The organism is Zarconia sp., from assembly GCF_057467645.1.
This window is the reverse complement of sequence record NZ_JBRJXU010000028.1, coordinates 47,174-72,048: the sequence shown is the minus strand read 5'-3', so window position 1 is coordinate 72,048 and position 24,875 is coordinate 47,174. Positions and strand designations below refer to the sequence as shown.

Sequence of the window (24,875 nt, the reverse complement as noted above, 5' to 3'; positions counted from 1 at the left end):
GGTAGTCCTCGATGAGGAACTCGTAGAAGAGCAACCGGTCGTTCTCGAAGAACCCGACATCTTTGATGAAGACGCTCTCGAAGGCGAAACCTCGATCGAAGTTCTCGAAGAATCCGAAGCTGAAGTCTTAGATGAGAAAACGGTGGAAGTTGAAACTCTACCGGTAGTCCTCGATGAGGAACTCGTAGAAGAGCAACCAGTCGTTCTCGAAGAACCCGAACCCATCGGGGAAGAACAAATGGATAATATCGAAACCATCGAGATCCAACTTCCCGATTTGGGTTTGTATCCGACTGTTCCCCGAGGATTGGATATGCCGGAATTCTCCGAACTCGAAGGGGAAATCGATGCCATAGAAACAGGTTTAGAAACGAGTCCAGCTCAACTCGATCGAGATATTCTCGAAGAGATACCCGCCGAGGAAGGAAATCCCGAACCCCTCGAGACTCCCATGGAGGAAATCGAACTCCTCTAAAATAATGGGAATCCGCTAGATATCCCGCAGCAAAACCCAAAGATGAAAATCGGCGCGTCCTCCATCCCCAATCCGATCGCTTCCTTAATCCCCAAACTTTCCGTCATGGATCGTTACATCATCAGCGAGCTGATCGGGCCATTTTTCTTCGGTGTGGGAGCGTTTTCTTCCCTTGGCGTTGCCATCGGAATTCTATTCGAGTTGGTTCGAGAGCTGACGGATGCGGATATTTCCCTCGCCATCGCACTGCAAGTTTTTTTCCTCCAACTCCCCTACTACCTTTCCCTATCTCTGCCGATGTCGATGCTGCTGGCGGCTCTTCTGGGCTACAGCCGACTTTCGAGCGATAACGAAATCACGGCCCTGCGCAGTTGTGGGGTGAGTCTCTACCGGCTGGTGATGCCAGCCATTATCGCTGGAGCGATCGTCACTGGGATTACCTTTACCCTCGATCAGGTGGTGGTTCCCACGGCTCATTACCAAGCCACTATTCTTCTCGATCGCGCTCTCAAAGGAAAAGAAACGATCTTTAGCGAGCGGAACATCGTCTTCCCCCAGTTTCAGAAAATCGAACGGGATGGCGATCGCGTCAATACTCTGGTGCGTCTGTTCTACGCAGAAGAATTCGATGGGGAAACCATGCGGGGGTTGACGATTTTGGATCGATCGAATCCCGAATTCAACCAACTGGTACTGGCGGAATCGGCGACTTGGAATACCACCGATAATATTTGGGATTTCGCCGACGGGGTCATCTATCTCATTGCCCCCGACGGTTCCTATCGTAATATCATCCAGTTCGATCGCCATCGATTGCCTCTTCCTCGCGACCCCCTAGATTTTGTCACCAGCGATCGCGACTACATCGAAATGAATCTCGTCCAAGCCCTACAACGGCTCGAAGTACTCAAACTCAGCGGTCGGGAGAAGAAAATTCGCAAGCTGGAAATCCGCATCCAACAAAAGCTAGCATTGCCTTTTGCCTGTCTGGCATTTGCCATCATGGGGGCAGCTTTGGGAATCAAACCCCAACGTACGAGCAAAGCTACAGGTTTCGGCATCTGCGTGGTGATGATTTTTACGTACTATTTACTGATGTCCATCGGTGATGCCCTGGGCTTGAGCGGAGTTCTACCCCCGTGGATGGCTGCGTGGTTGCCGACGATGTCGGGGTTGGCGGCCGGATCGTTTCTATTGGTTCGCGCCGCGCGTCAGTAGACGCGAGATGGATGCTCGTAGGTTGACACTCCCCCACTTAAAAGGTGGGGAATTCTTGGTTCTATGACCCGGACTTACTCAGTACCATTTCTGAGACCGAACAGAGGTCTAAGTCTCCCCAAGCGTTAGTTCCCGTATGCCCTACGGTACGTAGCCCTTTTATGAGGATGTTTCGGGCTGCATTTTCATCTCGATCCAAAACACAGCCACACTCACAAAGATGAGTACGGGTTGAAAGTGACTTCTTGACCCTCTTGCCGCATTCCGAACAGTCCTGGCTGGTGTAAGCGGGTGGGACTGCTACGGTGACTTTTCCGAACACTCTCGCGAAGTATTCGAGCCACACCCGGAACTGATACCAGCCAGCGTCACTAATGGATTTGGCTAGTGTGCGGTTCTTGACTAAATTGCGGATGGCTAAATCTTCAAAAGCGACCAAATCGTTAGATAGGACGACGCACCGTGCGAGCTTTACCGCATGGTCTTTACGTTGCCTTTGAATTTTGAGATGAAGGCGTCCGACTTTCATGCAAGCCTTGCGTCTGTTGCTGCTTCCCTTGTGCTTTCGGGATGCCTGACGCTGCAACAGCTTTAACCGTTTTTCAGACTTCCGGTAGTTGCGTGGGTTGGTTGCAACATCACCATTGGAATCGGTGTAGAACTCTTTGAGTCCGACATCTAATCCGATAGCTCGTCCGGTGGGTTCTACGTCCTGTTTGCGGTCGCACTTAATCCCGAACTGAACGTAGTAACCATCGGCTCGACGCACCACCCGTACCCGCTTGATATCTTTCTTGGGATTGTAGTAACCCAAGTCTCGGGAGCCGAGAAGCTTGAATTTTCCCGCCTTGAAGCCATCGGTAAACGTGATGTACTTGCGATCGTCGCTGAGTTTCCACCCTGACGTTTTGTACTCAACCGAAGCCCGTCGCTGATTTTTCTTGAACCGGGGAAACCCTTTGTTCCCTGGCTTTTTCTTCTGGCTCCGTCGCCAATCCGAGGGAACCTCGGAGGCGGCGGTGCGCTTTTTGCAGCGATCGAAGAACCGAGAGATTGAACCCCAAGCACGTTCGGCATGAGCCTGCCTCGCCATTGAGTTTAGCTGTTTCGCCCAAGGAAATTCGGGGTTGTCAGCTAAGACTTTGCAATAGGTGTTTAGGTCGTATTTGCCAATGCCTTTGTTGTCCATCCAGTAGCGGAGGCACGAATTACGAATGAATAGACCCGTGCGAATGGCTCCATCGAGTGCATCGTATTGCTCGGGCTTGCCTTTTAGTTTCATTTCGTAAATCAGCATGGTGCGCGATCTGAGCTCCAATCTCCCTTAGTTTGTGCTGGTCTATCCAGCATAAGACTAGAGCTGGTGACAGTTCTTCGATTGACTGCGGTTAAAACCCCTTTACCACTCGCCTACATCCCTCAGTTGAAACGCGGGGGTTTTGGCTTGCTCTCTTTTTAGATAAAATTAAGAGAGAGTCAACGTTTCAATTTATTTCTCATCTGGCATTCTCACTCCCATCTCCACTAACATTTCGATCGCCCTCTAACTTACTCGTTAGTCTTCTCTTAACACTGGGCTCGATCGACATCGAAACTCCAAACGTTGCCTCCTCAAACGTTTTGCCCTCAAACGTTGCGATTATCACTAGCCCCCAGTTAAGCTCATGTCTGCGCGATATTCACCGGCATCAGTTCGTTCTCTCAAAGCAAAATTCCGCACGCTACTCAAACCGAGTATTTGGACCTCCGCAGTTGGCGTATCGCTGATGTTGGTCTTAGGGTGGCAGTCCGTTAACTATCTGAAAAATCAAGAAAATGCAGCCACGGAAGAGGAATCGGTAACCGAAACCCCCGAACTGGCCGACACTTTATCCTCTGAAGAGAGTCAAATCGCCGCCGATATCGAGAGTTCCGACCTATTGCAAGAACTCTTCGAGCAAGAGCCAGAGGCGATTCCTACCCCCATCGCCAATACTCGATCCGATCGAGACGAACCCCGAGGTTTATTCGATCGTGTTGCCGCAGAAGGCATCGATACCGCTGATGTTCTCGATCGCTTTTCCGTCGGGGCACCCTCTAGGAGAATAGCTCCCCAAAATTCGAGTGGAGGAACTCCCCCTGGAAATTGGGGTGCGAATACCTCGACCCTCGAAACCGACGAGAGCGACGCTGAAAGTAGCAATGCTTATACTAGTCCGGTGCTGCCTAACGTCCTCCAAGCTGCGATCGATCGGGCAAACGCCAATCCCGCAGCATCGGGTTCGACTGCATCTGTGGAGGCGACGCCATCCCCGAGTGGGTTAATTTCTCCCGCACCGACGCCTCCAGAGACCTCCAGTATCGCTCCCACTGTCGCGCAACGATGGGACCAACAATTTATTAATTCCGGACAGCCTCAACCCACGCTTCCCACGGGCGCCAACTCGGCATTTTCCCAAGGGGCGAGTGCACCCCAATCTCCGTATTCGAGCCGAAGTGGTTCGAGTTTAATCGATTTGAAGCGGTCTTCCTCTGTCGTACCCGCCCCCACTCAAACCAATGGGTATGCAACTCCGGGTTTGGGAGGCACTGGCAATCTTTCCACAGCCACTCCCGTTACCCCAGGAAGCTACAACAACGATACGCCATCTTTCAATAACTTCCCCACCACAACGGCTCAACCCACAGTCCCCTACGCCGATCCCTATGCTTCGTCTGCCAACAACTTGCAAGGATTCGAGCAACAGCAACCCGAACCCCTACCGTCTTTTGCCTTAGACACGCCGATTCCCGGTCGTTATATTGGCGGCGGAGAAATTAATACATTTGCGAATCCGTAGAGGGGAGTGAATCGGCGCGATCGCAGATTGACCCAGAAATTGGGATGGTTACAGTTTTGGTAACCCGAATCCGGTCTATCGTCGATTCCCTCTATTCTAAAAAAACCTCATGTATCGAACCCAGGCAGCCCAGTATTGTGCTGCTTTTTTGTGCGTTTAAGAAAAATATGAAAATATCTAAGATTTCTGTCTACCAAGTCACTTTACCCCTAGAGCATCCTTACCGACTATCAGGGGGTCGATTATATTGTGACCAACTCGATTCCACCATCGTTGCCATCGATACCGATGAAGGCATCCGAGGCTGGGGAGAAGGATGCCCGTGGGGTTCGACTTATTTACCTGCTTTTGGACGGGGTATTCGGGCCGGTATTGAAGAACTCGCCCCCCAATTGCTCGGACTCGATCCCAGACGCACCGACTCGATCTACCGAACGATGGACATTGCTCTACCGGGTCATCCCTATATCAAATCAGCACTGGATATGGCTTGTTGGGATATTCTGGGTAAAGCAACGGAGCTGCCCCTTTGCGAGCTTTTTGGTGGTCGTATAAATGAACCCGTGACCATCCAAAATTTTGTCTCGACAGGTACGCCAGAGGAAATGATTAAATCGATTCAATCGGGGCAAGAAAGAGGCTACACTCTCCATACTTGTAAGATTGGGGCAGATGTGGCTCTCGACATTGAACGAATCAAGACAGTTAGTTCTTATTTACCCGGCAATGAAAGTGCTACTTTCGATGTGAATCGAGCTTGGCTGATGGATGAAGCGATACGAGTGATGAATGCAGTTAAAGACGATATTTGTTATTTTGAAGAGCCTTGCGAAACTTATGAGGAGTCTCTTCAAGTGCGTCGAGTGACTTCTCATCCGATTATTTTGGATGAATGTATTCAGCGCTATGGGGATATTGTTCGCGCTAACGCCGATTGTGCTTGTGAGGCGATCGGTCTAAAAGTTTGTCGCGTGGGGGGGTTAACTAAGGCCAAACGCATCCGAGATTTCTGTATGGAAAGAGGGATTCGGATGAATATTGAAGAGACTGGAGGGAGTATCATTGCAGATACGGGAGCGGTGCATCTGGCTCAGGCAACTCCGCGAATATTTTTGCGAGGAACTTTGTTATGCCACGATCTATCGACTGTTGATACAGCGACAGGTGGCGCTCGTAATCTAGGGGGTAAAACTTTTGCTCCAGAAGTTCCGGGATTGGGTGTAGAGCCGAAAATGGATGTTTTGGGTGAGGAGATCGCAGTGTATGAATAACAGGTTTGTATGCAATCATTATTGATTTAGGCGAGATGTTGCAAATATGGACAAGTCGTTAACGATCGCCGCTCTCTTTGTAGGGTTCTCCATTACTCAATGCGATCGCCAACGATATCGCTTCCGTGGTTTCGTAGAAATCGAGATATAGCAGTGAAATTTCATTTTCATCCGCCGTCGAATCTACAAATCGATCGAGAATAATCGAAATCAAATCTTCATTGGCAATCTCACTTAAATCCTTCAGTGAAAACCAGGGAAACTTGTTCCCTGCATTGTTTAATCCGGCAGCAACGGCTTTCAGGGCAATGGCGATCGGGATTTTCGACGGGTTAGACATCAACGAATCGGCATAGCGATCGAGGGCTGAGGTTAACGTCAAAACAATGCGTTTGAGTACGTCAGAAACACTCGGCGTGAGGGTCATGTATAGGGCAAAAGGAAGCCCTTTTTCCCGCGCGATATCGAGCTGCTCGCGCTGGGTTTTCAACATTTCATCTTTATCGGTCGTATGGGTGTAGTAGCCGTACAGCACCTCATTGTCGGGACCGCTGTCGGGGGGACTGTATTCACCGGGCCAAAACACCCGATCGTCCGATTGGGCATTCACCAGAATCACCCGAGATTTCGCTTCGCCATCTTGAGCAATAATTTGCCGGTAAGTGCGATCGAAAAGATGATTTTGAATCTGACCGTTGGCATCGGTTTCTCGCCAGTAAGCGTAGTCTTGCAATGCAGTTTTGACGAGATTTGCAAATTCGGGATATCGAGAGCGATCGAACCCTTGATAGTGACCCATAGTGATATAAACTATTTCCCCTTGAGTCGAGTTCAAAAACTGGCGAATCTCTCCTAAAACTTCGGTCATTTTAATGCCAACTAAACCGTGATAGGAGTAATATTCATCCTCATCGCGATTGTAGTAAATTCGCAGATCGAACCCGCGAATGCCTTCCTCTAACTGCTCTAAAATACTTTTATGGGTTGTCATGGAAAGGTCTTTAATCGTCGGTAATACCTCGTTTTTAAGCCAGGTTGCTGGATTCATCACGCTTTGAATCGCCGGGATACGGGAGAGTTCCGCTTCAATGCGATCGAGCAGTTCTAAAATCGCTTTGGTCTCTGGGGTGGGGGGTATGGTGAGGCGATCGGTCAGTTCGTAGGTGGCGGTATCGTGGGAGGTCGGCAAACAAATCTGTTTCAGCGGTTTGCCATGAATGTTCGGACTCAATGCCATCCAATTTTTTAAATCGTATTGGTAAGTGTAAAAAGCCACTTTATCGTAAACCCACCCCGCACCAAAATCAGAACTCGTTGTCAGAAAAAAGCGCCATCCATAGGGACCGACGGTATGATATTGATAGACCGGAATCGTACCCGGCTGCTGAGTTTCCCAGGCAAAAAATACAACTTTTTCGTGAATCCAACCCGCACCCACATTAGGATTGGTAGAAAAGAAGAAGCGCCAGCCATAACTGTGGGCGGTATGATACTGATGAACGGGAATTGTTCCCGGTTGTGGGGTTTCAGAAGCAAAAAATGCAATTTGGTCGTAAATCCATCCCAAACCGACACTGGGATTGGTGGAAAAGAAGAATCGCCAGCCATCTTGATGAACGGTATGATATTGGTGGATAGGAATTAAATTAGAATTTGACATCCTTAAAGTTTTAAATATTTTGAGTTTATTTGAATCGAATCGATCGAACCAGACACATATTGTTTCGCTCTATTTTTCGGTTTGAGTATACAAATCTCTGCCTCTATTATCGATGTTGGGAGGCGCTCGAATCTAGGATAAATCGAGAAATCGATCGGGACAACCGTAAAAATTGATGGTATAACGATCGATAGCTCTCCCGATCGAGGAATATTGCGATTGTCACTACCACGAGTTCGCCAGCACGTTAACCCCCTCAGCCAAAAATACCAGCAACCCATCGAACCTCCCTGCTGGGAGAAAATTTACCCCAATCCCAATCAACCCCTCCACATCGATATTGGTTGCGGACGGGGTCGCTTTTTGTCTGCACTGGCCCCCTTACAAGCGGATTGGAACTTTTTGGGATTGGAAATTCGAGAAACCCTCGTTAAAGATGCCAATATACGGCGAGAGGAAGCGGGAGTTCCTAATCTTTACTTCTTATTTTGCAATGTCAGCCACGCACTGCAACCGATTTTAGCCACCTTACCCGATCGCATTTTAAAACGGGTGACGATTCAATTTCCCGACCCCTGGTTTAAGAAGCGCCATCAAAAGCGGCGAGTGGTTCAATCGAGTTTGGTGGAAATTCTGGCCACCTATCTCGTTCCCGGTGGGGAGGTGGTGTTGCAGTCGGATGTGGAATCTGTGGCTGAAGAAATGCGCGATCGCTTTTCGGCACACCCCGTCTTTGAATGCACCTCGACGGAGTGGCTAGCGCACAACCCCCTTGAGGCTCCCACAGAACGGGAAATGGTGACGCTGAGTAATGGAGAACCGGTGTATCGAGTGATGTTCCTGCGCACTTGAGGATGTTGGTTCGATTTGCGCTCCGACTTTTATTCCTTGTGCATCGCGCTTTCGTACATACTGAACCTGCATTATTCATGAGCTGCATCGGAAAATATCCCTCTTCTGTCACTCTCCGGTTTTTCGTATGATTCGTAATTTTTCCGGACTATGTATATTGGGCAATGTAGCGTCTGACGATTGTATTTTGACCCAAAAAACACTCTCGCACAATTACGACGATCGAAAAAGCCGGCGATTTTCTACCAGATCTACGCTCTAGCACACCCGAAAATATAAGGCTTTTCGGAGAGTAATAGAAGAGGGATATCTCTGGAAAAAGTGACAACATCAAAACCATATCGATTGTCTTCTCGCTCAGAGCTTCGATCGTCACATTACGAGACTCAGGAGTCACGCTAACCAGAATTTATATCCAAGTCAAAATACTCAAATGAAGTGCGATCGCAAATTCGAGATCGAAACTTTTGAGACGACAGTAATTCTACTTACTGGATGTCGTCAGGTCAGGTGATGTGAAAATCGAACGAGCATCCCTCAGCTACTGGTTTCCAAATATTCTTCACCGATATTCGTATTAGTTTGGAGTCAAGCTAACCTTGCCCAATTTCGATCGGGAATCTCCAAATTTATGACAAAAAAAAATAGGCTTGTTACATTTAACAAGACCTATTTTGACTTGGGGATGAGCAGATGTTTCTAGAGTGTTTGCTGGTTATCTGGCATTGATGCGAGTGCAATGAATTGCGCTTTCACATCGTTGTTTTTAGAATGACATATCCTTCCTCAAAGGCGCTAGTCTTTGTTCGGGATCTTTAATAACACAACATATATCATGGAGCTAATATAAAAAATTGATAAAGCCCGTGGTTAATATTTTCGTCAGCCAGCTTAGTTCGGGATCGGACAGTTTCCACTTTGGGAGGGGTGTTGGGTGTCGGGTGTGGGCAAAATTCATCTCTCTTGTCTTCCCTCACCGCGTCTCCCCATCTCCCCCTGTGTCTCTCTCCCATCTACCATTTCAATGCTAGTCCTTTACTACTGACCATCCAAACGTTCCAACGTTCCCTGTCCTACAACCCATCCTTCCTGAGAAGTATTTTCAATGCGAATTCGCAGCCATTTACCATCCTCTGATGCTTCGAGGGCAATTGCCTGCTGATTCGCCGCAATACCGCCGATATTCGCCGAGCCGAAGTCGGGGGCAGTTCGAATAAGTAACCCCTGCGGCCAGGTAATGCGAACCCGATACGCTCCTGGAGGGAGTGCTTCCGCCTCTGGAGTCGGGGTGGGGGTGGGTGTTGGCGTCGATGTCGGCGTCGGTGTCGGTGTTGGTGTGGGCGTCGCTTGTGCCGTGACTGGGGGCGTATTATCAAAAACGGGCTTTGGCGGTAGTGTAGTCAGTTTCGCGACAATAGATAGGATTGCCGCAACGCTACCACCAACCAAAAGCGCAATGGCAATGGTAAAACCGAGGACAACTTTCGTCAGACCGGAAAAACTCATAATCGTGAATGGCAAGTAGACCCCTGAATAAGACAGGGAATAGAACGGTGAATCATTGATTATTTTTACATGAAAAGTAAAAGACGAGACAAAAAACCGTCAGCTCGTCTGTAGTCATTAGATTTAGACGCGAAAATCCTTTAAGTAGGAAAGGGATAAAAATTAGATAGATTCGGCATATATATCAATTTAAAAATTTATTTTAACCTGATATATATTCATTAAGAAAATTAAAATATTCTTAAACATGTCAAATAAAAATATTTGTTGATGAGGTTAAGTAAAATTGTATCTTTTCCTTGTATTACTTATTACCTATTACTTATTACTTATTAACGTGGTGTGCAACTTTAAGCCAAGCCATATGGTGAGCGAGTCGAAAAATCCCCCATTCCCCATTCCCCATTCCCCATTCCCCATTCCCCCGTGGGGTCAGGTTTTGGATAAACAAGTTGCACATGGCATTATTACTTATTACTTAATCTACAGTTGTCCCTGAATCCGACGGGTTAAACTATTCCCCCGCGATGCAAGACGCGCTTTCCCCGCAGCCGCCCAATCTTGTAAAAATTGAATTTGCTCTTTCGCCGTGCGTGCTAGAGGGACAATTTGACTGGCGGCTTCTAAAATATCATCGGTGGTAAAATCTCGATTTTGACTGAAGCCAATGTGCATTGCCTCAATCAACGCCTGCTCGATTTCTGCCCCGGAAAAATCCGGTGTTTCGTACGCGAGTCGATCGAGATCGTAACTTTTCAGATTGTGCGATCGCAGTCGAGACAGGTGAACCTCAAAAATAGCCTGTCGCTCCTCCGTATTGGGCAAACCCACAAAAAAGATTTCATCGAATCGACCTTTGCGCAGCATCTCCGGGGGTAGAGTTTGGACGTTATTCGCCGTCGCCACCACAAACACTGGAGAATCCTTTTCCGCAAGCCAAGTAATAAACGTGCCGAACACGCGGCTGCTCGTTCCCGAGTCTCCTTTACCGCTAATCCCCGCAAAGGCTTTATCAATTTCATCGATCCACAAAATACAGGGAGCGAGGGCCTCTGCCAGCTGAATCGTCTGCCGAGTACGAGATTCCGATTCTCCCACCAAGCCACCGAACAAGCGCCCCACATCCAGTCGCAAGAGAGGTAAATGCCAGTGATGGGCGATCGCCTTAGCCGTGAGGGATTTGCCCGTGCCTTGAATCCCTGCCAGCAGTAACCCCCGAGGATGGGGAATCCCGTATTCCCGCGCTCGATCGGAAAATGCTCCCCCCCGTCGCAGCAGCCATTCTTTAAGATTATCCAACCCGCCAATATCGGAAATCTTTTCCGTGGTGGGGTAGAACTCTAAAATTTGGGTTTGGCGAATGTTGGCGCGTTTTTCTTCTAAAATCAGCTCTACATCATCGGCTTGCAGTTCGCCGTGGGTAGCGATCGCCCGTGCGAGCACCCGGCGAATGCGCTCTAGGGAGAGTCCCTGAGCCGATCGCACCATTTCATCCAAGACTCGCTTCTCTAGGGTGCGTCCCGTTGCCCCCAGCAGCCGCTCGAGCTCCCCTTGAATTTCAGTGCGATCGGGTAGAGGAAACTCCAATACCGTAAAAACTTCTCGCAAGTCTTCGGGAATCTGAATCTGAGGAGAAACAACGACGATATTTTTCGGCTGCGATTTCAGAACCCGCGCCAGATTGCGCAGCTTGCGGGAAACGGAAATATCTTCTAAAAATCGGTAAAAGTCTCGCAGAATAACGATCGCCGGTGCCGATGGACTCAGCTGTTCCAGCCATTCTAGAGCTTGGAGGGGATTGCGACGAGCCGCTCCGCTGTCGTTGGGGTTGCCCCGATACCCATCCACAAAATCCCACACGTAGACAGCTCGATTGCCACAATTTTTAGCAGAAAGGGCGATGGTTTCTTCGAGGCGTTCTTCTTCTAAAGTGGGGATGTAGATTAACGGGTAGCGCGCTCGTAGGAGCAGTTCGAACTCATCTTTAAACATAGCGATCGCACTGAGCGGTTAGCCTTACGTGAAGGGTGAAACTGTGAATCTTTCTCAATTTTCGCAGGTAACGCTCGCCCAAGCGCACTAGAACCACTGCGATGGTTCGATCTGAGGATGATTTGCCGCACTCGGTCACCCCAGGAACGAACTGTTGCTGCTTAATTGGGCAGTTGACCTTTGAGCGCATCTAGAGCCGACCAGCGACTATCGACAACGGTATCCGATCGCGTTTCCGAAGCGATATTCTCCACCGTACAGTTGGCATCGCACAGTTGCTTGGAAGGAAATGCCAGACAAAACTGTTCGTAAAGCCAAGTCGCCGGCTCGAAGTGACCTTGGGGGGATAGAGTTTCCACCAAATCCTCGAAGGAGATTTCTTGCTCTAGAGGTTCGAGTTCGTCGGCCGGTTTTTCCTCGAGCCAAATCAGTTCCGAGGGCTGAATTTTCAGGCGATCGTTATATTGTTGCAAGCAGCGATGACAGGTAAAGGTGATAATCGCTTCAGCTTGTGCCTTGACTTCGAGGTAATTGCCGCGATGGGAAACCTGCAATTGCCCCCGAACGGGCATCAAGGTTGGTAAATCGGGTAAAAACGCTTTAAACTCGATCGTCTCGGTGCGATCGGGGGCTTTGGCTAGACTTGGAATGTAAATGGGGTCCATCCTAGATTTTATACACTCCCACTTGAATTTCGAGGAATGCAAGGTATCGAGAAATCCGCATCTCGCCCCCTGCTCAATACGGTTCGGGTTCAGCGCAAGCGGACGACCAAACGGCGATCGGGTTCTTGCCCTCGGCTAAAGGTTTCGAGATCTTCTGCTTCCTTGAAGAAGGTATGCATCTGACGGCGCTCTGCCGATGAGAGGGATGCGATTTCACATTCTTCCCCGGACTCGCGAACCCGCTGGGCGACTTCTGCGGCTCGTTGGTGCAGTTCCTCTTGCCGCTGGAGGCGATAGCCATTCAACTCAACGGTATAAGCGGCTTGTTCTTCTTCAGATTTACTGATATTGAGAATTGAATTGGCCAGATACTGAATCGAATCGAGAACCCGACCGTTCGACCCGATGAGGATCGAAATTTGCTCGGAGGTTAGATGGGTCGCATCTACCGTTAACCAGTAACCTTCGCCATTCTCCTTCACTTCTACCTTAGAGGGAAGACCACCGAGTTTCATCAAGTCTTCCAACCACTGTTGACCCCGTTGCAATTTTGTATCGCTCATCTTTTTGCTACTACCCTGTTGGCACGTCACTCATCGGTTGGAATCCTCGCAGGAAAAGCCAGAGCGCTTTTCCTGCGTCTGCAACAACGACGATCGCTCTACAAGATCCTCACGAGAGCGATCGCGCCGCCTACCCTGCTTTCTTCTTCGATCGGCTACCCGGCTCGAAGGGTAGGGTATTGCGCCCATCTCCATCAGCCAATTTGGCTTCTCGTGCCTGAGCGTCGGCGATTTTCTGTAGATTTTCCGGCAGGGGTTCTTTCGACAAGATAAACGTCTGCACGGTCTGGAAAATGTTGGCAATCACCATGTACATCAACACACCCGCTGGGAGAGGGAAGAACAAAAACATTCCCGAAAATAGCACTGGGGTGATTTTTGTAATCGTCTCCTGCTGAGGATTTTGACTGGTACCTTGAGAACCGGTCAAAAGCTGGTTGACGTAGAGGCTCAGCCCGAAGAACAGAACCATACCGACGATATCCCAATGGATGTTTCCATTGTCATCGGTTGCCCCAACTCGCCCGAGGGCTTGAATGAATAAGAAACCTTTATTGGCGGCGAGTCCGGGAATGGTTCCTTGAAGGGTGGCTTGACCGGGTTGCAAAGCTTCCAGGGTTCCATCTGAATTCACCTGCAACCGTCCTTCCCCTTTCGTCACCGTCCATTTCGGAACCAGTGGAGTATCGGAGAAATCGCTCGTCAAGTCTGAGAGGGTTTGACCCTCTAAGGTTTGAAACTCGACTTTGGTCTGTTCGCCCACCACCAACCGATTTCCCGCAGGCAAAATCGCTGTCAACTGAGAGCGATCGCCATCAGCCACGTAGATGTTTTGGGGCTTGGTGGCAAACACTTGAGGCTGGATGCGTTCGATCTGTTCCTTGGGAAAGATTTCCACATCGACGGTGTAATTAATATCCGTAAAGGGCGATCCCCTCAAGGTGGCAAACAAGGCAAACAGCACCGGCATCTGAACCAACACCGGCAAACATCCGGCTAACGGGTTGCCGAACTCCTTGTAAACCTTGCTCATTTCTTCCTGCTGCTTGGCAGGATTATCTTTGTAGCGAGTTTGCACTTCTTTGACTCGCTTTTGCATTTCCGGATTCGCCACTCGCATCCGTCGCATATTGCGAATCGAACCCGCACTGAGCGGATACAGCGCAAAACGAATCACCAACGTTAGGGCAACAATCGCTAAACCATAGCTCGGCACGATCCCGTAGAAAAAATCCAGGATCGGCAGCATGACATTATTCGAGAGAAAACCGACACCAAAATCCATTCGTTTTACATCAACCTCTGCACTCTACTAACTCTCGTGGTGAATTCACCCAAGCCGCTCGATTTTAGCGACTGGCTGCCCCACTGGTCTTGCGAGCTTTGGGGGAAATTTTGTCATTAATATAGTCATAAATCTCGCGGAACCGAGGAATGGCCCTTAATTCTAGGCGACTACCGTCTTTGAGGGTGACGACCATATCGCCCCAACTTCCCCAGCCTCGGGGAATTTTCACGATTTTTACGATCTCCGGGTAAATCAAATCCGTACGATCGCGCCCCATCCAGCCACCGGTGACGGTGATGCGGCGATTGGTGATTCGGAAGCGCAACCAAACCGCCCGCACGATCGCCCCGATAGTAATTGGCAGACCGATAATTGTCAAACCGAGTAAAATCCCGATAATCAAATCGCCAACGTGCGGTCCACCTTCATAAAAGGTTTCCTCTCGAATGCCCATGCAGTACCTCTGCTTTTGCCAACAACTGCTTTAATTCTTGCAGAAATTGAGAATAATTGCACTGAACTGCACTGGGTTTGACAGAGAGGACACAGTCCCAACCCGGCTCGATCTTGGGTAAGAGCTGGCGCAGTGCCGATCGAATTTGCCGCTTAATTCGGTTTCGGCTGGTGGCTTTTTTGTTAACCTTGCGGCTAATCGAAATTCCAAAGCGAGTGGGGGGCTTTTCCCCACCATCGCCTTCAGCTAAAGTCGGGCGACGTAATGCTCTGAGCATCAGGACCTTTTCCTGTCGCCGAGTTCCGAGCTTGTACACGGCTTGGAAATCTTTCCAATGTCGAAGCCGATGGGCAACGGGCAGCACGACGCATTAAACGGCCAACCGATGCCGTCCCTTACGGCGGCGGGCACCGATCACTCTTCTGCCGGTTTTGACTCGCATGCGGACGCGAAAACCGGAAACTCTTTTTCTTTTACGGCTCGTGCCGTGTAACGTACGCTGGGGCATGGTATTTTTTTGAGATTATTTTTTATGAGATTTCGAGGGAAAAGTCACAGTCTCTCATTGTATCAGACTCATCATACCAATGTGACGCGCGGCACATCCAACCCATCGATTTTAGGGGTTCGATCGCATGCGGTAACGGTACCTTTCACCAAAGCCCAACGGGACGCTCGGTAATCAGTAATAAGTCGTATCCGTTAAACCCGAATTAAACGGAACGTGCGCCTCTGAGTTCGTGACGCAAAAATCTAGATTCAACAAATGAGTTGAATCTTTCGATCGTCAGCACGGGTCAAACCTATGACTTATTACCGATGACTTTCCACTTATTGCTTGTGAACCCCAAGTTACACGACGTTCGATTGCTAATTCCCGATGCTAATCACCCAAGTTCCCAGATACCGTAGTAACGGCAAATCACCAGGGGACAGAACTTTACAATTGAAATAGAACATCCCACCGTTGCGCGGGTTTTTCACGTTGGAAAAGACGAGTTCGACTTTGTAGCCGGCCGGAACGGGTTCGAGGGGATAGATTTCGACGATTTGATTTTCTTGGTCCCAAATCACTTCATCGATGGGGAGGGAAACGTAATCTCCATCTTTTTGGATGCGGATTTCAATGGGTTGATCGTCGGGTTCCTTTTCCGGATCGAACTCCAGATCGAATTTGCCCGAATAGTAGTCCGGGTAGTCGATGGAAAATTGCGCCACGGCGAAAGTCATCTTTTCAGCGGGGATGCGCAGTCGATAGCGATCGCTCGGATGGCGGCGAGTGCCGTAGTCGAGGCGGAAGTTGAGTTCGTTCGCCCGTTCTACACCACCAAAAATCGTCAATCCAGGGGTTCCTTGCGCCCAGCTGACGGTGGCTTTGGCGGTTGCCAAACATCCAGCAACGGCGAGAAGGCCCAAGAGTCGCCCGGTCGTAGCTTTGACTTTTGCAGACAACATAGCTTGAATAATAGGTCGCTTACGTGGTAAGGGATGAGGTTTATGAAGGGAATCTTAACAAATCCCTCGAAATTTTGGGGGATTCTCAACTGACGTGACCGCTTCAGATTGGTGAAAGTTCCGATTCGGGGGTTGCTCGAACATCGACCCCAAAAGCTCAAGACGATCGAACGCTCCCATGTTCATTCTCGAGCGAGTCATCGCTCCAGCTGTCGCCACTTCAAACGCAGACAGTTTGAGAATTCACCCGTGGTCTTTTTCCCCAGCAAGGCTTGCTCGCTCTGGGGATGTCCGAGCTGCGTTTCGCGACTGCGATCGATGCTCTCTTACTTCTTTAACGTCAGTTTTGCTTAAGCCCGTCGGGATGCCAACTCTCGATGATTTCGAGGCGAGGGTACAACACTGGGTACATCGAGTTGCTGGGGAGGAAAGTGCTCCATGCCCTATTCCCTACCCTCACCTGAGACAGTTTTATCTAAAACTGACGTTTCTTTATCAAAAAAATATTTTTAGTTTAACAAAATATTTTTTTGATTTTTTCATCTTGTGATATTAAGTAAATCGAAAATCGACATGACTAATTTTTTTTACACTTTGCATAAAAAAACGCAAACGTACTGAGAAATAAATAAGGCAAACCCGAGTCCTCTATCTCGAAATTCACGAGTGAAAATCTCCAGAGTGAATTGAATGTGTATCTCCAGGAAATTGTGCGAATTCAAGACCAAATCGCACTTAGGGTGTTGATTGAATTTCAATGTGGAGCGTACGGATCTGTGTAGATGACATCTCAGTCCCCAACACATCATCGAACGTTTCATATTTATTCCTTAAACAACCTTCATTACCAACCCATTTTTTGATTACGATGCATGCACTCAAAACCCACTGGAATGTCGAACAGAAACAAGTTATCGGTGTGGTTTCTGTAAATTCAATTGATTTTGTAAACGTCATCTTCGATTGTTTCGATCGAGGTCAAATTGTTGCCTTTTTACGCAGCGACACGGATGTTGAAAAGATTAAGGTGACCGGTGCGAGTGAGATTATTACGCCCCGATCGAAATTCGGCTGGTGCGATCGAAAATTTACCCCCCAGCCGCCAGCCTCCATCGCCCAGATTTCTTTCACCTCGGGCACAACCGGCCACCCCAAAGGGGTTCTACTCACCCATCGCGCCCTCAACGATGTCGTCGAACGCCTCAATGACATTATGGAAGTCGATTCGAGCATTCGAGAGTACGTTGGCGTTCCCACCAATTACTCCTTTGGTTTCGGTCGATGCCGCGCCGTTGCTACCGTTGGCGGACAGTTCTACATTCCCGAAACTGGGTTCAATCCCTTAGAAATCCGAGAGATGCTCCGGGAAGGCTCCATTAACGCCATCTCCGCCGTGCCCAGTTTGTGGCGGACCCTGTTTCAGTGCCAAGAGATTTTCGGCAACGAGACCGATGCCGTTCGCTGGATCGAAATTGGTTCTCAGTATATGAGCCGCGCGGAGAAAGAGCGGTTGCGCGTCCTTTTTCCCAAAGCCAACATCGTTCAGCACTACGGTTTGACCGAAGCCTCCCGCAGCACCTTCCTGAGAATCGATCGCACTAACGGAGAGCACCTCGAATCCGTGGGAAAAGCCTACGGACAAACCGATATCAAAATCTCGCCAGAGGGCAAGATAACGATCAAAGGGCCCCATGTTGCTGAAATGTTGCTGGTGGAGGGCGAACCGAAAACTAACCTCGATGCCGATGGATGGCACACCACCAACGATTTGGGGGCCATGAAAAATGGCTACGTTTACTATCAAGGTCGAGCGGACGACCTGATTAATTGCGGTGGCGTGAAAGTGTCTCCCGACGACATGGAAAGAGCGATCCGCAATCTCTTGAATATCCAATCTGGGATTGCCGTCGCCCGCGCGAAAGACCCGGTTCGGGGTGAGGTTATCCTAGTGAGTACCCTCGTCCAAGCTGGACTCGACGCGAAACGGGTGCGGGATGCTGCCCTCCAAGCCGCCGCAGCCCGCAACATTCACAGTCCCGATGCGGTTAAATTCCTAGAACTCAATGAATTTCCAACAACGGCGACGGGCAAAGTCAAACGAAAAGAACTCACCGAATGCTACGCAGTTCATCTGGCTTCCCTAGAGGCAGCACGACAAGTGCGAGAAGTGGGATTTTCTGAGGCCCAAGAGACCCTAAGCGATTGCGAACGAGAAATTATTGGGGTCTGGAAAAGCGTCCTCAACGTCGAACGTATTGATGCGGATAGTAATTTCTTTGAAATGGGCGGAGATTCTCTGACGGCCATCTCGGTGATGGTGAAAATGGAAAAACTCGGCATCTCACCAAAAATCGTCAAGGGAATGCTCCAGGGTTTGTCGGTGCGAGAGTTAGCCGAACGCATCGACAACACCGCACAGGAGAAACCCACGTCTCATACCCTCACCAGTCCTTATACGAAAACCGGCATGAATATTAACATCATGCGCGGCTTGTTAGTCCTCTGCGTCATTTTTGCCCACTGGTATGACGGCTTTGCAAATCTGCTGCCGGCGGCAATTGGTAGCATCAAACCTTACATCTCGCCCATTCTGGCTGCGGGGACTCCTGGATTTGCGATTGTTTACGGGGTGTCGGCGGGATATTCGATGTTTAACATCTTCCAACAAGATCGAAACCGCCTGCAAAAATTGCTCGGGTCGAGCTTTGCGATCTTAGCGGGGGGAATCTTTCTGAGTGCGTCACTGAGGTTAGGTCACGAGTTTGTTTCGGGTCAAATTCAATCTGTAACCGATATCACGAATGCCTTTTACTCGGTGCTGACCTACTATTTATTGATTACGGCGACTTTACCGCTGTGGTTCAAGGCGATCGAAAAGGCGAAAAATCCGGCGGCCAAATCGATTTGTATCAGTATTGGGTTGTATTGTCTTTACTATTACTTGATTTCTCGCCTGTCCGTCTACGAAACCTCGGGTTTGCTAGAACTCGCCAAACTCTCGATCGCGGCGAAATATAGCTACTTTAACCTGGCGGCGGGAACCCTCGGTGGTGTGGCGATCGGTCTGATCCTCCGCAAAAACAGCCAAAAGTCTGGAATGCCTAATAGTTTCGCTTGGGTGGGTTTGGCTTGTTTGGCTGCTGGATTTGTGGTTTCTTCCCACGCTGGAATGGCGGATAGTTGGTTTGTTTGGCCGACAAAAGGGACGAGTCTTTGGGGATGGCTTTTTTATGTAGGCTGGGTACTGCTCGGTTTGGATATTACCCACAAAATTCTATCGCGTTATAATCAGTTTTCTCCCGTCGCGAAGTTCGGGTGGCAAGCATTATCAACCATTGGTATTTTAGCCTTTCCGCTATACGTGACTCATGGGATGGTACTGCCTTTGAGACAATTGATGGTTGCCTTCGGTATGCCCGGTAGTTTCTCCCTATTAATGGCGATGTCGCTCTTTGTTGGCTCATTCCTGGTTATGTTTAAAAAGATTTACAGCGCTAACTTTACCTGGTAATTTTTTGTAAGCCATCAGCTTTCAGCTATCGATCGTAATAGCCGTACCGCTTCAGTCCTTCAATAAATAAAATAGACATCTAGAGTAAGCATTTAGCTGAGGGCTGAATGCTTACTTTGTACTGATTAGATGTTTAACTTTAAGCTAAGCTACAGCGGTTCTCATACTCGATACGGGTCATCTCTGAATGTTAGTTTGGGAGCGAACATCGTCAAAAGACGATTGATATTGAAAAATTACTAATAGCAATTCTCAGTCGTATAAGGAACACCCAAATTCTCTTTCCCATTCCCTATTCCCCAAAACCAGAAACTCTGTCTCTCATGAGTATGAAAACCGCTATATATTGAAAAATTACTGATAGCAATTTTTAGTCTTATAAGGTACACTCAAATTCTCTTTCCCATTCCCTATTCCCTATTCCCCGTTCCCTAAAACCAGAAACTCTGTCTCTCATGAGTATGAGAACCGCTATATTCCAACAAATTATTAATTTGTCAAGATCGGAATTTATACTTACTCCTCAAAAAATCAGTACTTTCACCGGTCTTGTGTAATAAAAATAAACTAAAATTTACGATTTTTGGTTTAAATGTTAGTCAATTCTCAATAGAGATTAAGACAAGTTGAAGATATCGATCGCTCCGTAAGGATCGGCATAGGATGCAAGGAGTACGATCGTCTACTTAAAGCGACTCAAAAACGCTTTTGCCAACAACACCAATTTGAGACATCTCCGTTTTTAGTACCGAACGTCCAAAACCTCACATCCAACAACTCAAGCCCACGCACCCCTCGGACCCAATATTAACGTTCAACCCGATCGCTCTTTCGTTCGATCGCACTGGTTAATTGAGGTTTGGGTGCGTGACTTTACTCAACTCGATCGCCACTCAGCACCAAAAGGGTTTCCTTTCATCGATCGAGTCTCTGTTGTGTCAGAAATTTTGACCCGCAATCCACAACATACCAAGGAGAATTTATGACCGTAGCGGTTCCCAAAGAGATAGCAACGCCTTCAATCCCCGAAAAGCAAACTCGCCTGAAAGTGGGCGTTCCCAAAGAAGTATTTCCTGGGGAATCTCGGGTTGCTGCCACCCCCGAAACTGCCAAAGTCCTGCAAAAATATGGCTTTGACGTACTGCTCGAATCCGGTGCGGGGGCGGCGGCAAACTTTTCCGACGATGCCTACCGCCAAGTTAGCTGCGAAATCCTCCCCGATGCGGCGAGTCTTTGGGAAAGTGCCGATATCGTCCTCAAAGTGCGTCCTCCCCAAGAGCATCCCGATTTAGGCAAACACGAATCGGAATTGCTCAAAGAAAACGGAACCCTGATTAGCTTCATTTGGCCGGCGCAAAACGGCGAATTGCTCGATCGCCTCGCCGCCCGCAAAGCCACGGTTCTCGCGATGGATGCCATCCCCCGGATTTCTCGGGCGCAGAAGATGGATGCCCTCAGTTCCATGGCCAATATTGCCGGATACCGGGCGGTGGTGGAAGCGGCGAATCGGTTCGGACGGTTCTTCACCGGACAGATTACCGCCGCCGGGAAAGTGCCCCCCGCCAAAGTGATGGTCATCGGGGCCGGGGTGGCTGGACTGGCGGCAATTGGGGCCGCCCGCAGTTTGGGGGCGATCGTGCGCGCCTTCGATACCCGCCCCGTGGTGAAAGAACAGGTGGAAAGCCTGGGGGCGGAATTCCTGGAGTTGGAATTTGAGGAAGATGGCACCGGACAGGGCGGTTACGCCAAGGTGATGAGTAAAGAGTTCATCGAGGCGGAAATGGCGCTGTTTGCCGAACAAGCCAAAGAGGTGGATATCATCATCACCACCGCCCTGATTCCGGGCAAACCGGCACCGTTGCTGATTACCGAAGAAATGGTATCGAGCATGAAAGACGGTTCGGTGGTGGTGGATATGGCTGCCGAACAGGGGGGCAACTGCGCTGTCACCAAACCGGGTGAAATTTACAGCTACAAGGGCGTCACCATCGTCGGTTTGACGGATTTGCCCAGCCGGATGGCCGCCCAATCGAGCCAACTCTACGGCACAAACCTCTGCCATCTCCTCAAAGATATGGGAGGTTCGGAGAATTATAAAGTCGATTTTGAAGATGAAGTAGTGCGCGGGGCACTGATACTCCACACCGGCGAGGTGACGTGGCCGGCCCCCAAACCGAACACGCCGCCTCCCGCCCCGACACCGAAGCCTGAACCGAAAGTGGTGACACCGGCTGCGGAAGAAGAAGAATCGAGCGGTGGTGGCTGGCTGTGGATGGTACTGGCGGGACTCGCCCTGGTGGGAGTGGGTGTCGGCGCGCCGTCGTCGTTCCTGTCTCACTTCACCGTGTTCGTGCTGGCTTGTTTTGTGGGCTGGCAGGTGATTTGGAACGTGAAACCCGCTCTACACACGCCGTTGATGAGCGTTACCAATGCCATTAGCGGCATTATCATTCTCGGCGGGATGCTGCAAATTTCCGGGCCGCTGAGTTCGCCGACGACAATTCTCGGGGCGCTGGCGATTTTGGTGGGAACGATTAATATTGCTGGGGGCTTTTTGGTGACTCAGCGGATGTTGAAGATGTTCCAGAAGTAGGGAATCCGGATGGGCGCGCTTCGGTGCCATGCGTATATATAGCCTTTGGATATTTGTGCTTGGATTTATCGTCTGAATATAAATCCGGAAGGGCATTAGCGTTAGCCATGCGTGAGGGCTATAGCATTTGGATAGCTAAGTTTGCGCAGGTGCGAGAAGTTATCGCCCAAATGCGCGCGCCCCTACAGCCCCTACGTGCCCTACAGGTCGCCCGAATGATGGGTTTGAAATGAATGTGCCCGATCGATTCGGGTTTAACAAGAGATTTGACAACAAGGAAAAGATGTCCAATAACTTGATAACTGTTGCGTATATCGCGGCCAGTGCTTTATTTATCCTCAGCTTGGGGGGACTTTCCAACCAAGAAACGGCCCGCAAGGGTAATCTCTTCGGAATTGCCGGAATGTCGATCGCCTTTGTGGCAACGGCATTGAGTGCGTCAGTGACGGGGTATGGAACCCTAGCGGCGATGATTCTCCCCGGTGCGATAATTGGGGCGATCGTTGCCAGTCGAGTGGCGATGACGTCCATGCCGGAATTGGTGGCGATTCTCCACAGTTTCGTGGGATTGGCGGCGGTTCTGGTGGGGATTGCCAACTACCTGCAACCGGATTCCACCTTAGTTGGGGCAGAAGCGACGATCCACGAAATCGAAATCTTTATCGGCGTGTTTATCGGGGCGGTGACGTTCACCGGTTCGATTATCGCCTTTGGTAAGCTGCGGGCAATCCTCAGCAGCAAACCCCTGATGCTACCGGCGCGCCACTTCCTGAATCTGGTAATGCTGGGGGCTTCGGTTTGGTTGGGCGCTCAGTTTATGGGCACCGAAAACGGACTGACTCCTCTGCTCGCGATGACGGGAATTGCCTGCGTGTTGGGGGTTCATCTGGTGATGGCCATTGGCGGCGCGGATATGCCAGTGGTGATTTCCATGCTCAACAGCTACTCCGGTTGGGCCGCAGCCGCAGCTGGGTTCATGCTGTCGAACGATTTGCTCATCATCACCGGGGCGCTGGTGGGCAGTAGCGGGGCAATCCTCAGCTACATCATGTGCAAGGCAATGAATCGATCGTTCTTTAGCGTCATTCTCGGCGGTTTCGGCGCAGCCGATGGTGCGGCAGCCGGTGGTGGCGGCACGCAAGTGGTTGGAGAAGCCACGTCTACCAACGTTGAAGAGACGGTGGAACTGCTCGAAAATGCCAAAAGTGTGATTATCACCCCCGGATATGGGATGGCGGTTGCCCAAGCCCAGCACGGTGTTTCTGAGATTACCAAAATTCTGCGCGATCGCGGTATCGAGGTGCGTTTCGGCATCCACCCCGTCGCCGGACGCTTGCCGGGACACATGAACGTGTTGCTGGCGGAGGCGAACGTCCCCTACGATATCGTTCTGGAAATGGACGAGATGAACGACGATTTCCCGGAAACCGACGTGGTGTTGGTGATTGGGGCCAACGATACGGTGAACCCCAGCGCCATGGAAGACCCCACGAGTCCGATTGCCGGGATGCCGGTTTTGGAAGTGTGGAAGGCAGCCAACGTGGTGGTGATGAAACGCAGTTTGGCTAGTGGCTATGCGGGGGTAGATAATCCTTTGTTCTACAAGGAAAATACCCAAATGCTGTTCGGCGATGCCAAACAAAATGTCAACGCGATTTTGAGTAAGCTGTCGGAGTCGAGTGCAAGTTCGACGAAGAAAGTGTTGACGACGGCGTAGTATTGATGCGATTGCCTTTGAAGGGCGATCGCTAACAGTAATGTTCCAAACAACTGAATCCTAAAAAAGCTTGCTGGGGATGTTTTTCCCTGGCAAGCTTTCTTTTTGGAAATTTCCAACTAATCGAATTGAACTCGATCGGTAGGGGGAGGCTTGCCCCAAGACCCAGTACGACACAAAAACTGGGGAGTTTCCAACTAATCCGATTTAACCCAATCGGTAGGGAGTTCGTCTGAGAGACCAGACAGAGCAAGGGTTTCAGGCGTCAAATCGATGCAGTATCGGTGAAATTGATGCACGAAAAAGCAAATTGGGGGAGAAAAAAGAGAAAAACTGAGGACGATCGCCAAGATAGAAAACGCTCAAACCCAAAATATGTAAAGGTTATTGCCATTTCAAATCGAGATCGAGATACCATGCAAAAGGCATAGAAAGGGGGATGTCTATTTTTGAGGGTAGACAGGGGCATTTCCCCAATTTTTTCTTGACATTCCCGAACGCTCCCTCAACATTTATAGTAATTCGCGAGCTATGTCACGATCGATTTTACGCATTTGGGAACGGAGAGTGAAAAAAAACGGTCATCCCGAGTAAATCTGCGATCGCCGCGATCGCCATTCAATCACGTTAGTCCGGATTGAAGGATATTTGAACATCCCGGAGGCAATGTGGGTTCGAGTCATTTTTGTAGATTCATCGATCGACACTGCCAAGAATCAACCCTAGAATGAGATGATAGCCCAGAACCCCATACCCGATTCACCCTTAAGCTGATGCGCATTTAAATCGTATATTCTCAAAACCTCTTCTCCGCGTCCCCGCGTCTCCGTGTCCCC

At 49.6% G+C, this 24,875-nt stretch carries 19 protein-coding genes; 8 read left to right on the top strand and 11 right to left on the bottom strand.

All coding sequences use genetic code 11. From position 1 onward, the window contains the following. Together AC2215_RS04725 and AC2215_RS04720 are read left to right on the top strand one after the other, a co-directional pair. The coding region (locus tag AC2215_RS04725; protein WP_486808807.1) for a hypothetical protein at positions 1–475 on the top strand (475 nt) is incomplete at its 5' end. A 42-nt stretch (positions 476–517) separates the two neighbouring features. After that, positions 518–1,693: an LptF/LptG family permease gene (locus AC2215_RS04720; RefSeq protein WP_486808806.1), complete on the top strand. Its 1,176-nt coding sequence runs from the start codon at positions 518–520 to the stop codon at positions 1,691–1,693. A gap of 61 nt (positions 1,694–1,754) precedes the next feature. On the opposite strand, the gene AC2215_RS04715 is transcribed toward AC2215_RS04720, so the two are convergent. Then, positions 1,755–2,990 (bottom strand): RNA-guided endonuclease InsQ/TnpB family protein, encoded by a 1,236-nt coding sequence (locus AC2215_RS04715; RefSeq protein ID WP_486808805.1) that lies wholly within the window; start codon positions 2,988–2,990, stop codon positions 1,755–1,757. A 367-nt stretch (positions 2,991–3,357) separates the two neighbouring features. Between AC2215_RS04715 and AC2215_RS04710 the strand changes: the two genes are divergently transcribed. Together AC2215_RS04710 and AC2215_RS04705 are read left to right on the top strand one after the other, a co-directional pair. Further along, positions 3,358–4,512: a hypothetical protein gene (locus AC2215_RS04710; protein ID WP_486808804.1), complete on the top strand. Its 1,155-nt coding sequence runs from the start codon at positions 3,358–3,360 to the stop codon at positions 4,510–4,512. Between the two features lie 44 nt (positions 4,513–4,556). After that, the gene (locus tag AC2215_RS04705) at positions 4,557–5,783 is read left to right on the top strand and encodes a mandelate racemase/muconate lactonizing enzyme family protein (protein ID WP_486808803.1); all 1,227 of its coding nucleotides are present in this window, start codon (positions 4,557–4,559) and stop codon (positions 5,781–5,783) included. Between the two features lie 58 nt (positions 5,784–5,841). Here the strand turns inward: AC2215_RS04705 and AC2215_RS04700 are convergent, their stop codons facing one another. Continuing rightward, positions 5,842–7,443 (bottom strand): PI-PLC domain-containing protein, encoded by a 1,602-nt coding sequence (locus AC2215_RS04700; protein ID WP_486808802.1) that lies wholly within the window; start codon positions 7,441–7,443, stop codon positions 5,842–5,844. A 219-nt stretch (positions 7,444–7,662) separates the two neighbouring features. On the opposite strand from AC2215_RS04700, the gene trmB reads away from it, so the two are divergent. Continuing rightward, the gene (gene trmB, locus AC2215_RS04695; RefSeq protein WP_486808801.1) at positions 7,663–8,295 is read left to right on the top strand and encodes a tRNA (guanosine(46)-N7)-methyltransferase TrmB; all 633 of its coding nucleotides are present in this window, start codon (positions 7,663–7,665) and stop codon (positions 8,293–8,295) included. Between the two features lie 1,038 nt (positions 8,296–9,333). On the opposite strand, the gene AC2215_RS04690 is transcribed toward trmB, so the two are convergent. The 9 genes from AC2215_RS04690 to AC2215_RS04650 form a co-directional block, all read right to left on the bottom strand. Further along, positions 9,334–9,801, bottom strand: coding sequence for an SH3 domain-containing protein (locus AC2215_RS04690; RefSeq protein WP_486808800.1), 468 nt, complete (start codon positions 9,799–9,801; stop codon positions 9,334–9,336). A 483-nt stretch (positions 9,802–10,284) separates the two neighbouring features. Next, positions 10,285–11,793, bottom strand: coding sequence for an AAA family ATPase (locus AC2215_RS04685; RefSeq protein WP_486808799.1), 1,509 nt, complete (start codon positions 11,791–11,793; stop codon positions 10,285–10,287). Positions 11,794–11,954: 161 nt separating this feature from the next. Further along, positions 11,955–12,458 carry a YceD family protein gene (locus AC2215_RS04680; RefSeq protein ID WP_486808798.1) on the bottom strand — a complete coding sequence of 168 codons (504 nt, stop codon included), beginning with the start codon at positions 12,456–12,458 and terminating at the stop codon, positions 11,955–11,957. Between the two features lie 89 nt (positions 12,459–12,547). Then, entirely contained in the window at positions 12,548–13,021 is a 474-nt protein-coding gene (locus AC2215_RS04675; protein ID WP_486808797.1) for a Jag family protein, read from the bottom strand. Between the two features lie 130 nt (positions 13,022–13,151). Continuing rightward, positions 13,152–14,306 carry a membrane protein insertase YidC gene (yidC, locus tag AC2215_RS04670; RefSeq protein ID WP_486808796.1) on the bottom strand — a complete coding sequence of 385 codons (1,155 nt, stop codon included), beginning with the start codon at positions 14,304–14,306 and terminating at the stop codon, positions 13,152–13,154. A 64-nt stretch (positions 14,307–14,370) separates the two neighbouring features. Continuing rightward, on the bottom strand, positions 14,371–14,763 hold the full coding sequence (locus AC2215_RS04665) for a PH domain-containing protein (RefSeq protein WP_486808795.1): 393 nt from the start codon (positions 14,761–14,763) through the stop codon (positions 14,371–14,373). After that, positions 14,735–15,127, bottom strand: coding sequence for a ribonuclease P protein component (rnpA, locus tag AC2215_RS04660; RefSeq protein WP_486808794.1), 393 nt, complete (start codon positions 15,125–15,127; stop codon positions 14,735–14,737). The genes AC2215_RS04665 and rnpA overlap by 29 nt, the downstream gene beginning before the upstream one ends. Positions 15,128–15,133: 6 nt before the next feature. Then, positions 15,134–15,271 (bottom strand): 50S ribosomal protein L34, encoded by a 138-nt coding sequence (gene rpmH / locus AC2215_RS04655; protein ID WP_486808793.1) that lies wholly within the window; start codon positions 15,269–15,271, stop codon positions 15,134–15,136. Between the two features lie 362 nt (positions 15,272–15,633). After that, positions 15,634–16,218, bottom strand: a complete 585-nt coding sequence (locus AC2215_RS04650) for a DUF2808 domain-containing protein (protein ID WP_486808792.1) — start codon at positions 16,216–16,218, stop codon at positions 15,634–15,636. A gap of 868 nt (positions 16,219–17,086) precedes the next feature. Between AC2215_RS04650 and AC2215_RS04645 the strand changes: the two genes are divergently transcribed. The 3 genes from AC2215_RS04645 (at position 17,087) to pntB (ending at position 24,039) form a co-directional block, all read left to right on the top strand. After that, complete coding sequence (locus AC2215_RS04645; RefSeq protein WP_486808791.1) at positions 17,087–19,729, top strand: AMP-binding protein; 2,643 nt, start codon at positions 17,087–17,089, stop codon at positions 19,727–19,729. Between the two features lie 982 nt (positions 19,730–20,711). Then, positions 20,712–22,322 (top strand): Re/Si-specific NAD(P)(+) transhydrogenase subunit alpha, encoded by a 1,611-nt coding sequence (pntA, locus tag AC2215_RS04640; protein WP_486808790.1) that lies wholly within the window; start codon positions 20,712–20,714, stop codon positions 22,320–22,322. A 283-nt stretch (positions 22,323–22,605) separates the two neighbouring features. After that, positions 22,606–24,039: a Re/Si-specific NAD(P)(+) transhydrogenase subunit beta gene (gene pntB / locus AC2215_RS04635; protein WP_486808789.1), complete on the top strand. Its 1,434-nt coding sequence runs from the start codon at positions 22,606–22,608 to the stop codon at positions 24,037–24,039. Positions 24,040–24,875 lie beyond the last annotated feature (836 nt).

Excerpts from the sequence above, each read along its gene's own strand:
- pntA (WP_486808790.1), top strand. The coding sequence starts at position 20,712 with ATGACCGTAGCGGTTCCCAAAGAGATAGCAACGCCTTCAATCCCCGAA.
- AC2215_RS04690 (WP_486808800.1), bottom strand. The coding sequence starts at position 9,801 with ATGAGTTTTTCCGGTCTGACGAAAGTTGTCCTCGGTTTTACCATTGCC.
- AC2215_RS04700 (WP_486808802.1), bottom strand. The coding sequence starts at position 7,443 with ATGTCAAATTCTAATTTAATTCCTATCCACCAATATCATACCGTTCAT.
- AC2215_RS04665 (WP_486808795.1), bottom strand. The coding sequence starts at position 14,763 with ATGGGCATTCGAGAGGAAACCTTTTATGAAGGTGGACCGCACGTTGGC.
- AC2215_RS04685 (WP_486808799.1), bottom strand. The coding sequence starts at position 11,793 with ATGTTTAAAGATGAGTTCGAACTGCTCCTACGAGCGCGCTACCCGTTA.
- AC2215_RS04645 (WP_486808791.1), top strand. The coding sequence starts at position 17,087 with ATGCATGCACTCAAAACCCACTGGAATGTCGAACAGAAACAAGTTATC.
- rpmH (WP_486808793.1), bottom strand. The coding sequence starts at position 15,271 with ATGCCCCAGCGTACGTTACACGGCACGAGCCGTAAAAGAAAAAGAGTT.
- AC2215_RS04715 (WP_486808805.1), bottom strand. The coding sequence starts at position 2,990 with ATGCTGATTTACGAAATGAAACTAAAAGGCAAGCCCGAGCAATACGAT.
- pntB (WP_486808789.1), top strand. The coding sequence starts at position 22,606 with ATGTCCAATAACTTGATAACTGTTGCGTATATCGCGGCCAGTGCTTTA.
- AC2215_RS04680 (WP_486808798.1), bottom strand. The coding sequence starts at position 12,458 with ATGGACCCCATTTACATTCCAAGTCTAGCCAAAGCCCCCGATCGCACC.
- AC2215_RS04720 (WP_486808806.1), top strand. The coding sequence starts at position 518 with ATGAAAATCGGCGCGTCCTCCATCCCCAATCCGATCGCTTCCTTAATC.
- AC2215_RS04705 (WP_486808803.1), top strand. The coding sequence starts at position 4,557 with ATGGTTACAGTTTTGGTAACCCGAATCCGGTCTATCGTCGATTCCCTC.
- AC2215_RS04650 (WP_486808792.1), bottom strand. The coding sequence starts at position 16,218 with ATGTTGTCTGCAAAAGTCAAAGCTACGACCGGGCGACTCTTGGGCCTT.
- yidC (WP_486808796.1), bottom strand. The coding sequence starts at position 14,306 with ATGGATTTTGGTGTCGGTTTTCTCTCGAATAATGTCATGCTGCCGATC.
- AC2215_RS04675 (WP_486808797.1), bottom strand. The coding sequence starts at position 13,021 with ATGAGCGATACAAAATTGCAACGGGGTCAACAGTGGTTGGAAGACTTG.
- AC2215_RS04710 (WP_486808804.1), top strand. The coding sequence starts at position 3,358 with ATGTCTGCGCGATATTCACCGGCATCAGTTCGTTCTCTCAAAGCAAAA.